We start from the raw sequence: 15,500 nt of genomic DNA on the forward strand, positions 1-15,500 counted from the left end.
CTGACTTCAAAACTAATATTCATCCGAAAGTAAACATGTAATTCTAAAGCTATTACCATTCCAACAGAATGATAATGAATTGACTGTGCCAAATAACCGAGGTTATTTGTATTGGTCACTCAGTTCATTGAAATCAATGTTGATTCCGAAGAATCTGTTTTATCTAACGATAAAACGTTTTGATATTCATCAACGAGTGCCCACACAGATTGATAGGTTTAAATTGTTAAAGAGCTTTACTTGTTGAGCGTTCCTTTTAGTAAGGAGCCTCTCGAAGTGGACGGCCATTCTAGCGAATTGGGTTCCAGTGTCAAACACTTTTTCCAGCTAATTTTTCAAAGCATCTTAAATGCTTATCACCGTCTTGTTACTCAGTTCAAACCGCTTGGTTATCCTTGGCAACGGAGGCGCATTATAGAGAGAATAATCCTTTGCACAAGGCAAAAAACGAAAAAAAACCGCCACCGGCGGCCGTTCGAACACTATTCGCACAAAGCGTTCAAAATAGGTACGATTAAACCTTAATTCTGGCCAATCGCACCTACAGTTCTTACTTCAACTATTGATGAGCAATAATGCGGTCGTTGTTTACTAATAACTGTACTTTCTTATCTGGATTAATTTTTCCTGCCAATATCGCTTTCGCTAATGGGTTCTCGACACTTTGTTGAATTGCTCTTTTCAAAGGTCGTGCACCATATACTGGGTCAAAACCAACTTGAGAAATTAACTTGAGTGCTTTATCCGAAACTTCAAGCTCATAACCATTGTCTTCCATGCGCTTCTTAAGATGCTCTAGCTGAATAGCGGCTATCGATTGAATGTGCTCTTGACCTAACGGGTGGAACACTACGCTTTCATCAACTCGATTCAAAAACTCAGGACGGAAATGCTTACCTACCACTTCCATCACCTCATTCTTTATTCCTTGGTAATCAAGCGTATTGAAGTTCTCTTGAATTCTCGAAGATCCAAGGTTAGATGTCATGATCACAACGGTATTTCTAAAATCGACCGTGCGACCTTGTCCATCAGTTAAACGTCCATCATCAAGAACCTGTAATAGAATATTGAAGACATCAGGATGTGCTTTCTCTACCTCATCTAGCAAAATTACCGAGTAAGGCTTGCGACGAACTGCCTCTGTTAAGTAGCCACCTTCTTCATATCCAACATAACCAGGAGGAGCACCGACCAAACGAGCAACAGAGTGTTTCTCCATAAACTCAGACATATCGATACGCACCATTGCATCATCACTATCAAACATGAAGTTCGCGAGTGTTTTACACAACTCAGTTTTACCAACGCCGGTTGGACCAAGGAATAAGAAGGAGCCAATCGGCTTGTTCGGATCAGATAAACCAGCACGGCTACGACGAATCGCGTTCGATACAACTTCGACTGCTTCCGCTTGGCCAATAACGCGCTTGTGCAGAACACCTTCCATTTTAAGAAGCTTCTCTTTCTCAGCTTCTAGCATTTTAGAAACAGGGATGCCTGTTTGCTTCGATAGCACATCTGCAATTTCTGCATCCGTGACCTTATTACGCAGCAGCGTCATCTCTTGCATCTCAGCTTGAGTGGCAAGGTCTAGTTGTTTCTCTAACTCCGGGATTCGACCGTACTGCAATTCAGACATTCGGTTAAGATCACCGGCTCGTCTTGCAAAGTCCATATCCATACGAGCTTGTTCTAACTCTGACTTGATGTGTTGTGTGCCAGAAAGCGCGGCCTTCTCTGCATTCCACACTTCTTCAAGCTCAGCGAAATCGCGCTCTTTATCGGAAAGCTCTTCTTGTAATGTTCGAAGGCGTTTTTCACTGGCTTCGTCATTTTCATTTGTAAGAGCTTGCTGCTCGATCTTCAACTGAATGATCTTACGCTCGAGCTTATCTAGCGACTCTGGTTTTGAGTCGATCTGCATACGAATACTCGAAGCCGCTTCATCAATCAGATCAATCGCCTTATCTGGCAGTTGACGGTCAGAAACGTATCGATGAGATAAGGTTGCCGCCGCAACAATCGCTGGATCGGTAATTTCTACATGATGGTGAAGTTCATAACGCTCTTTCAAACCACGAAGGATTGCGACTGTGTCTTCCACGGTTGGCTCATCGACTATCACTTTTTGGAATCGACGCTCTAACGCGGGGTCTTTCTCTATATACTGGCGATATTCATCGAGTGTTGTGGCGCCTACACAGTGAAGTTCACCACGAGCCAATGCTGGTTTCAGCATATTACCCGCATCCATAGAACCTTCACCCTTGCCCGCACCTACCATGGTGTGAATTTCATCGATGAAGAGAATGATGTTGCCCTCTTCTTTCGACAATTCGTTAAGAACGGATTTCAAACGCTCTTCAAATTCACCACGATACTTAGCACCGGCAATCAAAGAGCCCATATCTAATGAAAGGACACGTCGGCCTCTTAAACCTTCGGGTACTTCATTATTGATAATACGCTGCGCTAAACCTTCGACTATCGCCGTTTTACCAACACCAGGTTCACCGATAATGACAGGGTTATTCTTGGTACGACGTTGAAGTACTTGAATAGTGCGACGGATTTCGTCGTCTCGGCCAATCACAGGATCCAGTTTGCCTTGCTCTGCTCTTTCCGTCAGATCAATAGTGAACTTCTCTAATGCTTGGCGTCGATCTTCGGCATTTGGGTCATCAACTTTTTGACCACCACGAACTTGTTCAATAGCTTGAGATAATTTTTGCTCAGTAAGACCTAGCTCTTTAAGTAGATTTCCTAAAGGACCTTTGTCTTCAATCGCAGCAAGTAGGAATACTTCTGAAGATATGTAACTGTCTTGACGTTTTTGCGCGACCTTGTCACATAGATTGAACAGCGTTCCCATCGCATTCGATAGCTGAACGTCGCCACCAATACCACTGACTTTAGGGACTCGGTCTAATATTTCGCTCAATTTAGAACGCAATTGAACCACGTCAATATTCAGCATGGTTAGCAATGGACGAATTGCACTACCATCTTGATTAAGCAAAGACACCATTAGGTGTACAGGTTCTATATATTGGTGATCACGACCTAATGCGAGCGACTGAGCATCAGATATCGCAATTTGGAATTTACTAGTGAATCGATCGAGACGCATGCCAACCTTCCTACTCTTAGATATGTTTATCTTATGGTTAGAAGATGGATACGGTAACGCGGAATTTCAAGGGATAATAATGAAGAATAGAGTTTATATAAAAATATAATTGAGCTGGATAAAAGCGGATACTTACTAGACGTTACTCTAGCCAAACAAAGGTAGCCTGGCGGCCAGTAATACCATCACGACGATAAGAATAGAACGCATCGGCATCAGCGAAAGTACATAGATTAGAGTCTGTCACTTCCGACACACCCACTTTCGCAAGTCGTTGCGTTGCAAGCTGAGACATATTCGCTAGCCATTTACCCGGTTCAGCTTTCGCTTTGAATGCGAGTTTAGCTTGAGGGTCAAAACTAACGAAAGCTTCCAACACATCATAGCCAACTTCAAAGGCTTGTTTACCAATAGTAGGACCAAGCCAAGCGATGATCTTATTCTCTGAATCTAGGTTTGAAAACTTTGCAACTGCATTTTCAAGAATGCCACCCGCAAGACCACGCCAACCAGCATGAACTGCAGCAACTTGAGTACCTTTAGTATCAGTAAAGATTACAGGTAAGCAATCGGCTGTCATCGCAGAACAAACAACACCGTTAGTAGTGGTAAATGCACCATCAGCATCAAGAATATCTGCCGTAGGTTGTAAAACCGTGACGACATCTGTTGAGTGAGTTTGATTTAGCCATACCGGAGCTGCAGGCATATTAGCGTGTTGCTTGAGCCAAGCTCTATTGTTTTCAACAAGCGAAGCATCATCCCCAACATGCGTACCTAGGTTTAATCCTTGATACACACCAGTAGAACAACCATTAAAACGTGTCGAAGAAAATGCTTTCACGTTGTTTGGTGCGTTCCAATTAGGGATGATCATCGACATATTAAATGTCTTCTTCTTTATTCTCGCGAGCATCAACACGTAATGCTTCAGCCATCACAACCATGTCATTTGGCACAGGGGCGTGGAACTCAACTTCTTCACCTGTAATTGGGTGAACAAATTTAAGCATAACTGCGTGCAGTGCTTGGCGATCAAAAGAACGAATCATTGTCGTTAATTCTTCCGATGCACCTTTTGGAATACGAGCGCGACCACCGTATGCAACGTCACCTAGCAGCGGGTGCTGAAGGTATGACATATGAACACGGATTTGGTGAGTACGACCCGTTTCTAGGCGCAGACGAATACGAGTATGCTCGCGGAAATGCTCAGCAACACGATAGTGAGTTACCGCTGGCTTTCCTAATTCATTTACGTCCATTAAGGTACGCTTAGTTGCATGACGACTAATGCCTTTCTCTACCACACCACCAGCGGTCATTTTGCCGATTGCAATTGCTTCATACTCACGAGTAATACGACGCTTAGCAAGAGCACGCACAAGACGAGTTTGAGCTGGAACCGTTTTAGCCACAACCATAAGACCAGTTGTGTCTTTATCAAGACGGTGCACAATACCTGCACGAGGCACTTCTGCAATCTGTGGGTAATGGAAAAGCAATGCGTTTAGTATGGTTCCATCCGGCGTACCTGCTCCTGGGTGTACAACCAGGTCGCGAGGCTTATTGATAACCAATAAGTCATCATCTTCGTAGACAATATCTAGAGGAATATCTTGTGCTTCCCAGCGCTCTTCATCTGCAAGTTCAGCTTGCAAGATGATCTCTTCACCGCCCAAAACCTTAACGCGCGGCTTAGTAATGACTTCGCCATCCACTTGGATTTTGCCGTCAAGAAGCCACTCTTTAATACGAGAGCGAGAAAAATCGGTAAATAGTTCAGCGACAGCTTGGTCTAAACGTTGACCTAACTGGCTGCTTTTTACTGTGTCTGTTAATGTGATCTGCTGAGCCATATCGAACTTTTTTAAAAACCGTGAGACTAATACCCATTAGTATGGATAAAATAGAATAATTGCATCATTGTATCTGTTACTGGTTAGAAAGTAACGGAAGCTTACGAAATATTTAATTCAAGGAATCGACGCCTGACATGAAACACCTTACTTTATCGGGTCTATTAGCCGTATCACTCTTGGTTGGTTGTTCAAGTAGTGAAGAGATAGTGCCAGATGTACCACCATCGGTTCTCTACTCTGACGCTCAAGAATCACTGCAGAGCGGTAGCTGGCTTTCAGCAATCGAAAAGCTAGAAGCCCTAGACTCACGTTACCCATTCGGCGCCTATTCTGAGCAAGTGCAGCTCGATCTGATTTACGCTTACTATAAAAATGATGACTTGGCACTTGGCCTCGCTACCATTTCACGTTTCCTACGTTTGAACCCAACTCATGAGAAACAAGACTGGGTTCTTTATATGCGCGGCTTAACGCACATGGCGCAAGACAGAAACTTCATGCACGATATTTTTAATATCGACCGTAGTGACCGAGATCCTGAACCGGTGAAGCTCGCTTTTGCTGACTTTAAGCGACTACTCGAGCGTTTTCCAAGTAGCCCTTATGCTGAAGATGCACAAAAACGCATGTTCGCACTTAAAAACCGTTTGGCGGATTACGACCTAGCAACGGCAGATTTCTATCTACGCCGTGAAGCTTGGATTGCAGCAATCAATAGAACGCAAGAGCTACAAAAGACTTACCCAGATACAATTGCAGCACGCAAATCCTTAAAAATTCAGCTAGAGGCCTACAAACAACTTGGCCTTGAGGATGCGATTCAAAGAACAGAACAGTTGATTGAATTAAACCCACTCCCTTAATCAAGGTTTACACCTCAACACCAAAAGCGCGCTAATTTACTAGCGCGTTTTTTTTTGACCATATATCGCAAACTTGATGAATCGCATAATACACGGTATCTTCAAAAGATAACTTTTAACAAAACATCAACATGGAGTGTGGATGTGAGTAGGTTGTTATTATTTATCTGGATATCGCTATTTAGCCAATTATCCTACGCATTAGAACTGTCCCCATTAAGCAATAAGCCTTACATGGGCGACTTGGATGTGCTCAAAACCAAAGGAACGGTTAGAGTGCTAGTTTCTGCCGATCTTGGTTTCTATTACATCGAGGATGGTAAGCCAAAAGGCATCGTGGCAGAAATGCTCTACCACTTTGAAAAAAGTCTTCGTAAAAAACACCCCTACCTCAATGTTCAAATCATCCCCGTACAACGAGATGATCTACTTCCCTCTTTAGAATCTGGCTATGGTGATGTCGCTGTCGCGAACCTAACGATCACCGACAAACGATTACGAACCATCGATTTTTCAGATCCCATGATTAAAGATGGTAAAGAACTCATTATCACAGGGAAAAAGGCCAACCCTATCACCGAAATCAAGCAATTGAGCGGCAAAGAGGTGTGGATACGTGCAAGCTCGAGTTACTTCGAGAGTGTACAAAGAGTCAATAAAGAGCTTAACGAATTAGGTTTACCACCACTGCATGTCCACTTCATTGAAGAATCACTGCAAGACTACGAGCTGATAGAGTTGGTTAACCAAGGTTATATTCAGGGCACAATTCTGGACAGCCATAAAGCAAAGCTGTGGACTGACGTAATGGAAAACATTCAAGTTCATCATGATTTTCCCTTACGTGAAAATGGCCAAATAGCATGGGCATTGAGAAAAAACAGCCCTCAGTTAAAGAAAGAGATAAACAAATACGTCAAGACTGCACGAACAGGTACCCTACTTGGAAATGTTATCTATCAGAAATACATCGACAACACTCGCTGGTTAGGTAGAGCACTCAACCCAAATAAAATAGACCGAGTAGCTAAGCTTTCAGATGTCTTTGAAAAGTATTCAAGTAAATACGAATTCGACCCTTTGATGATGTCTGCACAAGGCTTCCAAGAGTCTGGATTAGATCAAAGCAGAGTTTCTCATCGTGGAGCTATTGGTGTGATGCAGGTGCTGCCAAGTACCGCCAGAGACAAAAACGTCAATATCAAAAACATACACAAGGTGGATAACAACATCCATGCGGGTGTGAAATACATGCGTTTCATTAAGGACAGATATTTTGACGACCCAGCCATTACACCAGACAATCAAATCTACTTCACTTTGGCTTCTTACAACGCTGGTCCAGCTAAGATCAGAAAGATGAGGCGCATTGCCAAGCAGAAAGGTTACAACCCAAACATCTGGTTCAAAAACGTAGAGATCATCACTCGTAAATACGTGAGCAAAGAACCGGTAACCTATGTCGCCAACATCAACCGTTACTTTGTAATCTATAAGCAGTTACAAGCTATCAATGCCATCCGAGAGGATGGTACAGCGAGATTACTAAAAACCAACGATTAGTTTGTCTTCAATCCCAAAACCTGGGGGAACAAAGGCACTAGGGGAAGATAAAAACACAAAAGCCGCATAAGCAAAATTATGCGGCTTTTGTTTATCTAATTCTGAGGAAGCTTACATAGCGATCTATATCACGAGAGCAACATCACAAAACACTATTGAGTAAATTTTCATCAAGCACTTTCAATAGGCTGTAGGATGCCCCTAAAAACTGGTTTAGTTTTTAGTGAAGCCTTGCCTCCAAGTTATCGTTTTCCATAAGGATAACAAGCATTTTCCACCAAAAAGATACTAAGACTTGCGTAAGATCACATTTGATTTTAATGCTTATCCTGCCCAACCAAAACAAGATCCAGATCACATTCTTTATTCCTAAAAGTCGTAATCTGAAGTTAACCCATGAGGGATACAACAGAGGAAAACTTCTATGAAAATGAACATCACTGGTAAAAACATCGACATTACCTCTGCAATCCGTGATCACATAGAAAGCAAATTTAAAAAGCTGGATAAATGGCAAGTAGACATCATTGGCTGCCAAGCGAGCTTTAGTGAAGAACCAAACAAGAAGAAGAAATTTGAAGCGGTACTCACCGTACCAAAAGGCCAACTTGTTGCTTCATCAATCCATGACGACCTCTACGTAGCTATCAACGAAGTAGAACAAAAACTAGAGCGTCAACTCAACAAGCTACGCCATAAACCAGAGGCGCGCCGCGCTGAAAAGCCTGAAATCGAAGAGCTAGAAGCTGAAGTAGAATAAGGAAAGATAACAGATTAAAAAATAGCGCCTCAGGGCGCTATTTTTTTGCTTGACGCTTGTAGCTCGCTTGCTTATTGTGTTTAAACATTCATAAAACAATCACTTTTTATGCACTCTCAATCTTTGTTTATTTTTGACTTCTTTTTTCTTCCGTAAATCGGAGGCTAAGTCGTTTTAGAAAAACAAGTCAAAAACGAACAAGAAGCCTCCCACACTAGGGAGGCTTTTTTATAAGGACACATTTATGACTGACCGCTCAATTTCACTGGATGATATCCGCCTTCGCCTTAACGATTTAGACGACGAACTCCTGAAGTTACTTTCGGAGCGTCGCAAGCTAAGTATCGAAGTTGCTAAAAGCAAGGTAGAGACATCAAAACCAGTTCGTGATGCCGTACGAGAGCAACAACTATTAGTTAAGCTGATCAACAACGGCAAAGATAAATACGAATTGGATGCGCAGTACATTACCAAGTTGTTTCACACCATCATTGAAGATTCCGTTTTACTGCAACAGTCATACCTACAAAACCTAGCGAACCCGCAAAGCCGTAAACCATTGGCTCGCGTTGCGTTCTTAGGTTCTAAGGGATCGTACTCTCATCTAGCGAGCCGCGAATACTTCAGCCGCAAGAATATGGAGTTGATTGAGCTAAACTGTAATCACTTCAAAGAAGTCGCATCAACAGTAGAATCTGGCCACGCTGATTACGGTGTGTTACCGATTGAGAACACTAGCTCAGGGTCAATTAACGAGGTCTACGACCTGCTACAGCATACGACTCTGTACATTGTTGGCGAACTTTCTCAACCGATTGAGCACTGCCTAGTGGCTAAGAGTGATATTCGTTTAGAAGACATCAAAACGCTCTATTCACACCCACAACCTCATCAACAATGCAGTGAATTCTTGAGCCGCCTTAAGGGTGTCACCCTAGAATCTTGCGCAAGCACCGCTGATGCAATGAAAAAAGTCAAAGAGTTGGGTGGTAATGATGTAGCTGCTATTGGTAACGCATCGAGCGGCAAGCTTTATGGACTTCAGCCAATCCAAGGCAACATTGCAAACCAAACAGAGAACCACACTCGTTTCATTGTTGTAGCGCGCAAGCCTGTTGAAGTATCGGCTCAAATACCAGCGAAAACGACACTCATCATGTCAACTTCTCAGGAGGCGGGTTCTTTGGTAGAGACACTACTGATTCTCCAACGTTTGGGGATCAACATGACCAAACTGGAATCTCGCCCTATCATGGGTAACCCTTGGGAAGAGATGTTCTATGTCGATTTAGAAGCACATCTGGATTCAGATAATATGCAGCAAGCGATAACAGAACTCACCGCTATTACTCGTCATCTGAAAGTACTAGGCTGCTACCCAAGTGAGAACATCAAAGCGACTCAAGTTAAATTGTCATAACTGAGAGCGAGTACCCGCTTTTAGCTAACATAAGTATTTGGCCTACAGTAGGCCAAATACTTAAATCACCCTCTAGCCGATTACTGTTCTCGCGAAGAAAACTCCCCCTAGCATGCCTGAGACACAATTAACTTACTTTCACACATTAGGTACGCCTACTCCCTCCACTGCTTCAGCCTTTCTAACTAAAAACTCATTAGTAGCTTTTTAATCAATAAAGACAAAACCTTACCCCCTTCACAGGAAATCATCGAACTAAGTGTAATAAATAGCGAGTAAGCATTAAGTAACATAAACTTATGCGCTTAATTTATAAATAGTGTTGTCATTAACTATGAAGCTAAGTACGAAAATCTTACTACTGATAACCCCCGTGATACTGATCAGTACCGTGGCTTCTAGCTATATTATTTATTCGACGCAGAAAAGCAGCTTCATCAAACGCGAAGACAACGCACTTCAGTTGAGCATGGAGAAACTAGCTGGATACTTTCGTCAATCTCGTTCGTTTCTCAATAGCTACTCTTACACCTTGACCCAAAGTGACATGGTGAAACGCTATTTTCTCACTGACCAAAATCTATCTCGCGATCTTGAACTGGTCAGTAACCTTCGAGAAGCCATACATTTCCTACAAGATGACGATGAAAGCTATACGGGTTTAGCCCTTCTTAATGGTGACCGAAAACTGCGTTATTACGTGGATAATAGTAACGATTCACGCACTCAAATTGACCGTAAAATATTGGAGTATGTTGACCAGCATTATCAAGACACCTTAGCCACATCAAGTACTAACTATATTCAAAATTCCCAAGGCGAAGGGATGCTGGTGCACTATGAAAAAGTAGACAGAAAAGCGATTTTCCCAACCATTAGCAATCAACCCGACGATGTGTTCTTTGTTGTTGTCTCTGTTTCTCTCGACAAGTTTAATGCGCTAAGAAAGCAGATAGAGTTCGACTACCAAACCAGCTTGTTCTTCACATCAATAGCGGTTTCTCTAGAAAATGGTGTCACCCACTCAGTTAAGCTTGCACCAGAACTTTACGCCACGGTCGATCCGGCACAATTCCTGTTGGAAAACAAGCTCGACTCCATTTGGAACAAGCTGAGTTTGTCGTTTGTACTGTCTGCTTTTGTGACTGTCGCTCTGCTACTCATGCTTCTGTCTCGCACTGTAATTTCTCCAATAACACGGCTCGATCGACAGCTACAACAAGTAGAAAAAAAACAGCGTAAGAATATCGAGCGCTTGGGCACTCGTGATGAACTTGGCCGCCTATCACAGCGGTTTTATGACATGTACCAAGAGCTAGATAACACTTACCAGCAAACCAAACTTTTGGCTGAGAATGATCAGTTGACCCAAATAGCCAATAGGCATCAGTTTCAAACTTTCGTTCAACAATCGTTGCCAAAACCGAGTTCGAATACCGAAACCTGGGTTCTCTATTTTGACTTAGATAACTTCAAGTTTGTGAATGACAAGTACGGACATCAAATCGGCGACTCGATTTTGGTCTCTTTTGCTCAGCGTATTTCAGATATTTGTCGTCACTATAAAACGGAATTCGACGCTCATTGTATGCCTGCACGGCTTTCTGGTGACGAGTTCGTTGTCTACATTAATGCTTCTAGTCGTCGAGGAAACATTGCGCATCGATTCTCGAATGATTTACTCACTCCACTACAAAAAGGCTTTGTGACCGAGTCAGGAAGTTTTCCGATCACGGTTAGTATTGGTATTGCGACCTACCCAAATGATGGTGATTCGATCGAGAAGCTACTGTCGAACGCCGACACCGCGATGTACCAAGCTAAGCGTGCCGGTAAAAACCAATTCGCCGACTATTCACGAGATTTAGACAAAGCCATACAGCGACAGGCAGACATTGAACGTGCGCTTAGAGACAAGAACTTTGATGATGAATTCAAACTCGTTTATATGCCCTACATGGATTCAACTGGGGCTGATGTTATTGGCGTTGAGGTGTTATTACGTTGGAATTCCAAGCAACTTGGTTTGGTTCCACCCGATGAATTCATTCCCATTGCAGAACAAACCGGGCTGTTCGAGCATGTTGACCGCTGGGTAATACAGAGTGCGTTTGCTTCATTCCACCGACTTCAGGCTCAATTTGATCACTCAATTCAATTGTCGATCAACTTATCCTCTGCTGGTATTGAAACGACTCATCTTGCCGATTTCATCAAAGAACACGCGGAGTTAAATCGAATCCCACCAAGCCTGATCGATTTTGAAATCACTGAAACCTTTTATTCAAATTCAGAAGGCTTCCCACTGCTAAACGAACTGTCATGCATGGGCTACCGTCTAGCAATTGATGATTTTGGTTCTGGTTACACCTCTATCACTCAACTGGTGCAGTATCCAACTCAGAAAATTAAATTGGATAAAGCATTTTTGGATACCTTGATTGAAACCAATAACCAGAACATCGTAAAACCGGTTATCGGGTTATGTCATGCTCAGGGGAAAAAGGTCACTGCCGAAGGGATCGAAACTCAAGGCATGCACCAGTGGTTACAGGATGCACAGTGCGATATGCTGCAAGGCTATTACTTTGGTAAACCTATGCCATTAGAAGAGCTGAGTGAATGGTACCGACAACATAAACTCAACCTAATCGACAACAAAAAGAATCCGACACATGAAATCTGTAATCATCGCATCGCTGAACCCAGCTAAAATTAACGCCGTTAAAAGTGCGTTCTTATCTGCTTTTCCTGATACTGAATTTAATTTCAAAGGCATCAGCGTCCCGAGTGGTGTTGCAGACCAACCAATGAGCAATAATGAAACCTATCAAGGTGCCGTAAATCGTGTTTACAACGCAGCTCAGGCTCAGCCCGGTGCAGACTTCTATGTTGGTCTAGAAGCGGGAATAGAAACAAACGTCACTTTTGCTTGGATGGTGATCGAAGCGAATGGTCAACGTGGAGAGTCTCGTTCTGCAAGCCTGATGCTGCCACCAGCCGTGCTTGAGAAGTTAGAGCATGCAAACGAGCTAGGCGATGTAATGGATGAGGTGTTTGGTACCGACAATATCAAACAAAAAGGTGGGGCAATTGGCCTACTGACACATAATCAACTGTCACGCAGTTCTGTCTACCATCAGGCTTTAATTTTAGCGCTGATCCCATTTGTGAATCCTGAGCACTTTCCTGTTTAATACTTGGTTAACCTTCGAAAGATTCAGAGAACAATCCTCAGAAACAAAAAACGCTAACATTCCGTTAGCGTTTTTTATCGAGTTCGTATTCGCACTATTCAGTGATAGTTTAACTTGTTATTACTTTAGCAATAGGTCGGCAATCACGGCTTTCTCTTGTTCCGATTTGGCTTTTAGCTCATTTGAGCCTCGAGTTATCGTCGCGACACCTACTCCTAGCATTTGACTCACCTGTCGTTGAGACATATCGCCTTTCATCAACTCACAGAAAATATTAATTCGAGCAACCAGAGCATCTCGCTCATCGGGTGTCATCATCATAGTCAACAACAGTTCGTGCTGATCTTTTTCGACAGCCGTCTTTACCAAGTCCATCAGTTGTTGCCAATTATCATATTCAGGTTGTGGTGCCATATCTCTACACTTACTTTTAAATTCTGACTTTAAAGAATCGCTTAACGATTGAAAGCGTTGAACACTTTATACCGAAACACTTGATGTGATCCAATGTAAAAAGGCAGTAAGTGGAAATGGTTCGCACTCACTGCCTTTCATATTACTCAGCTTAGGGCAAAATGCCGAAACTTTAGTATTTCATTTTTGCCTCATGGGGAGCTAAAAACGTTTCCTGCTCACCCAAGATATCTCGATAGTAAGTCTCAAACATCAAGATATTCTGAACGTAGCCACGAGTCTCTTTGAATGGGATCATTTCGATAAAAGCATACGCGTCTAGCTTTTCATCACTGCGTGAACGCCACTGCTTCACACGACTAGGCCCCGCATTATAAGCAGCAAATGCAAAGATACGGTTATCATCATATTGAGCGAGCAAGCCATCTAAATAGTGGCTACCAATTTCAATATTTTTACCAACTTCATAAAGGTCATCGCTGCCTTGATACTTAATCTTGTGTTTTTTAGCAGTATATTGAGCCGTCTTTGGCATGATTTGCATGATGCCTCGCGCACCAACAGGAGAGCGGGCCTCTGAGTCCATTGCACTCTCTTGCCTTGCCAAAGACATTAAGGTGATTGGATCAATATCATGCTTTTCGGCGTAGAAGTTAAACCACCACTTATGAGCAACAGGGAAACGTAAAGCTATGTTGTCCCACATCTTCGCTGAGATACTTGCCGTTACCGTAAAGTGATTCCAACGCTGTGTCGCAGCATAAGCTGCAAGCATCGCTTTTTGGTCTTTGTCTGCATTGGTTAATAACCAACGCCACTCACTCTTCGCGGCTGCAATTTTATCTCGCTCAATCAACTCACTGATTCGAACCAAAGAAGAAGAGAATGGTTTCACAATCTCAGCATTGTACTTCAGTGTCGACGTTGGATAGTGGACAGGCTTACCCAACTGTTTAGCCGCTGCCACACTGTAAAAATTACGCTGCCCCAAAATGTCTGACAGTCTCTTATTGCCTTTGGTAGTATCGCCCAACGCTATCTCAGCTCTGCCCTGCCAATATTGCCAACGCAGTGAGGACTGATGTTTATCATCTAAGCGTGCAATCCACTCTTTCAACCCCGTCCAATCGGCATGCTGAATCGCCAAACGAGCGCGTCGCTCAAGAAGCACTTGCTTTGATGAACTCGCGAGCATTTGGTCTCGCCATACCATCAACTCTTCAGAATCCGTGTTGATCAAACGAAATGTTAGATAATCGGCTAGCTCTTGAGATTTCTCTTTCGAGAATTTCTGAGCCTTGATGACACCATCAAATACCTCTTGAGCACTGCTTGCTGATTTTCTTGCTAGTTTTTTAAAGGCCAATTCAGTTTGGGTTTGGTAAAAATCATTAACCGAATTTTCTTTCGCAAATTCGAGCACGTTTTCAGGCTTGTTATACAACACCTTCATTCGGTTAGCTTTGGCAATTGGCTCATCATGATCTAATTGCTTAATCAGGTAAGCCATCAACTTGCCGTTTCGCTTCTCAAATGCCAATAGCATCCGATCAAGTATGAGTTTATCCGTTCTTAAACCTGCTTCATTCCAACTTTCAAAAAGCGGATCGCAACTATCATCAATTCCATCACCACTTAACCAAAGCTGCTTCGCACCTTTGAATGCGAGATCTTGGTTTCCTTGCTCATAGTTCGCTCGGTAATAAATACATTGGTACTTTTCACCCACAGGCTCTTTGGTCTGAAACTCAAGGATGGTCTTCCACTGTTTTTGAGAAGCTAATGAATCCAAATAAGGCGCACGCATTCGATTAGAAAATGGCAGTGCTTTATTCTCTTCAATGAAAGCATCGACCTCAGCAGGTGTTCGCTCGCCTAAGCCTAATAAGAAGGCGCGATAATCAGTATAAGGTGTTAAAGGGTATGTTTGAATTTTGTTACGTAACGCTGAATAAGCTTCTAGATCACGGTTGTCTAAAACCTCTTGCGCTCTATCATAAACATCACGCTGCATTTCAAGCTCGGAGGCATTGCTAGCCATAGCCATCGGAGCCGGTGAAAATGAAGACAAAATAGCTGATGCAGCCACAGCTATTTTCGTATTACCAATGCGGAAAAACATTCGCTCTTTCCTTAGTGCGTGTATAAATACGTGAAGTCTATTTACGCCCGACATCACAGTAAATGTAAAGGATTTGAGTGTAAATATTATTAATATTTAACACTTCGCCTCAGAAGCCTATTAAATATAGTTTTAATGACCAATGTGACAATAATAGGTAAGGATT

11 protein-coding genes and 1 other annotated feature are annotated in these 15,500 nt (G+C 42.8%); of the genes, 6 read left to right on the top strand and 5 right to left on the bottom strand.

The genetic code is table 11. The features are described 5' to 3' along the window. Positions 1-559 precede the first annotated feature (559 nt). From clpB to rluD, 3 genes are all read right to left on the bottom strand, one after another. The gene (gene clpB / locus BCT34_RS06205) at positions 560-3,133 is read right to left on the bottom strand and encodes an ATP-dependent chaperone ClpB (RefSeq protein ID WP_048606842.1); all 2,574 of its coding nucleotides are present in this window, start codon (positions 3,131-3,133) and stop codon (positions 560-562) included. A 142-nt stretch (positions 3,134-3,275) separates the two neighbouring features. Next, positions 3,276-4,016, bottom strand: coding sequence for a peptidoglycan editing factor PgeF (gene pgeF, locus BCT34_RS06210; protein ID WP_076657201.1), 741 nt, complete (start codon positions 4,014-4,016; stop codon positions 3,276-3,278). 1 nt (position 4,017) lies between these two features. Beyond that, positions 4,018-4,992, bottom strand: coding sequence for a 23S rRNA pseudouridine(1911/1915/1917) synthase RluD (rluD, locus tag BCT34_RS06215; RefSeq protein WP_019820953.1), 975 nt, complete (start codon positions 4,990-4,992; stop codon positions 4,018-4,020). A 137-nt stretch (positions 4,993-5,129) separates the two neighbouring features. On the opposite strand from rluD, the gene BCT34_RS06220 reads away from it, so the two are divergent. The 6 genes from BCT34_RS06220 (at position 5,130) to yjjX (ending at position 12,798) form a co-directional block, all read left to right on the top strand. Next, on the top strand, positions 5,130-5,858 hold the full coding sequence (locus BCT34_RS06220) for an outer membrane protein assembly factor BamD (RefSeq protein ID WP_076657199.1): 729 nt from the start codon (positions 5,130-5,132) through the stop codon (positions 5,856-5,858). Positions 5,859-5,996: 138 nt separating this feature from the next. Then, positions 5,997-7,421, top strand: coding sequence for a lytic transglycosylase F (locus BCT34_RS06225; protein WP_347230772.1), 1,425 nt, complete (start codon positions 5,997-5,999; stop codon positions 7,419-7,421). A gap of 424 nt (positions 7,422-7,845) precedes the next feature. Next, complete coding sequence (gene raiA, locus BCT34_RS06230; protein ID WP_004735034.1) at positions 7,846-8,181, top strand: ribosome-associated translation inhibitor RaiA; 336 nt, start codon at positions 7,846-7,848, stop codon at positions 8,179-8,181. A gap of 110 nt (positions 8,182-8,291) precedes the next feature. Next, positions 8,292-8,413: a sequence feature (Phe leader region), on the top strand. A 12-nt stretch (positions 8,414-8,425) separates the two neighbouring features. Then, positions 8,426-9,601: a prephenate dehydratase gene (gene pheA, locus BCT34_RS06235; RefSeq protein ID WP_076657195.1), complete on the top strand. Its 1,176-nt coding sequence runs from the start codon at positions 8,426-8,428 to the stop codon at positions 9,599-9,601. A 334-nt stretch (positions 9,602-9,935) separates the two neighbouring features. Next, the gene (locus BCT34_RS06240) at positions 9,936-12,314 is read left to right on the top strand and encodes an EAL domain-containing protein (RefSeq protein WP_076657193.1); all 2,379 of its coding nucleotides are present in this window, start codon (positions 9,936-9,938) and stop codon (positions 12,312-12,314) included. Continuing rightward, positions 12,277-12,798, top strand: a complete 522-nt coding sequence (yjjX, locus tag BCT34_RS06245) for an inosine/xanthosine triphosphatase (RefSeq protein WP_076657192.1) — start codon at positions 12,277-12,279, stop codon at positions 12,796-12,798. The genes BCT34_RS06240 and yjjX overlap by 38 nt, the downstream gene beginning before the upstream one ends. Positions 12,799-12,918: 120 nt before the next feature. Here yjjX and trpR read toward each other — a convergent pair whose 3' ends face one another. Both trpR and sltY read right to left on the bottom strand, forming a co-directional pair. After that, a complete protein-coding gene (trpR, locus tag BCT34_RS06250) occupies positions 12,919-13,212 on the bottom strand; it encodes a trp operon repressor (protein WP_076657190.1) in 294 nt (97 codons plus the stop codon). Between the two features lie 172 nt (positions 13,213-13,384). Continuing rightward, complete coding sequence (sltY, locus tag BCT34_RS06255; protein WP_076657188.1) at positions 13,385-15,334, bottom strand: murein transglycosylase; 1,950 nt, start codon at positions 15,332-15,334, stop codon at positions 13,385-13,387. Positions 15,335-15,500 lie beyond the last annotated feature (166 nt).

The sequence above is a fragment of the Vibrio sp. 10N.261.45.E2 genome (assembly GCF_002875705.1).
GTDB lineage: Bacteria > Pseudomonadota > Gammaproteobacteria > Enterobacterales > Vibrionaceae > Vibrio.